This window comes from Fructilactobacillus sp. X2R5C3, assembly GCF_059901325.1.
This window is the reverse complement of the sequence record NZ_JBWXUY010000022.1, coordinates 1-268: the sequence shown is the minus strand read 5'-3', so window position 1 is coordinate 268 and position 268 is coordinate 1. Positions and strand designations below refer to the sequence as shown.

Below are 268 nucleotides of genomic sequence, written 5' to 3'. Positions count from 1 at the left end.
ATTCAAGAGGGTCACTGGGATGGAAAAGACATTACTTTCTATTCATTAGATGACCATGGCGCAAACGATGGTGCCAAAACTGACGTAACCGGTAACGAATACTGGAACCGTAATCACGAAACTTCGGACCAGACTGGCTTTGTAGCCCGTGGTGGAAGAATGTTGAATTACCGCACCTACGTTGATTTAATGGATCTGTTAAGTCGAGTTCCTTCAGCCACTGAAGAGGGCATGACCGCCGCTGAAGACACGCGGGACTTTGATGCTA

Annotated in this window: 1 protein-coding gene; it reads left to right on the top strand. The window is 47.4% G+C overall.

All coding sequences use genetic code 11. The annotated features are described in order from the left end of the window. Positions 1-268, top strand: a 268-nt coding sequence (locus AC6UDE_RS07000; protein WP_500697033.1) for an oleate hydratase, incomplete at both ends; no start/stop codon positions are given.